This is a genomic window from Pseudomonas hunanensis (assembly GCF_013393325.1).
GTDB lineage: Bacteria > Pseudomonadota > Gammaproteobacteria > Pseudomonadales > Pseudomonadaceae > Aquipseudomonas > Aquipseudomonas putida_P.
The window spans coordinates 1-246 of sequence record NZ_QJRC01000002.1 but is presented as its reverse complement, the minus strand read 5'-3'; the positions used below and the strand labels follow the sequence as shown (position 1 = coordinate 246).

Below are 246 nucleotides of genomic sequence, written 5' to 3'. Positions count from 1 at the left end.
CGGAACCGGTGGTGCTGTTGGCTGCGACGACGACAGTCGTACCATCGGTCAGCTTGAAGTACAGCTCCGAGTGGTTGTTGATCGGCAGACCGTCTTTGTTGGTCAGGGTGATGGTGTAGGTGATCTCGCCGCCTTCGGTGACCGAAGGCGTTGCGGTCAGCTTGGCTACCACTTCGTCGATGGTGTCGGTCACTTTGACCGAAGCATCACCACCCAACTGCAGGTTCTCGAAGGTAGCGCCCGTGG

Annotated in this window: 1 protein-coding gene; it reads right to left on the bottom strand. The window is 58.9% G+C overall.

Features of this window, described 5'->3' with window-relative positions; genetic code table 11:
- Positions 1–246 (bottom strand): immunoglobulin-like domain-containing protein (locus DM807_RS00010; RefSeq protein WP_179026914.1); only part of this gene is annotated, 246 nt, incomplete at both ends.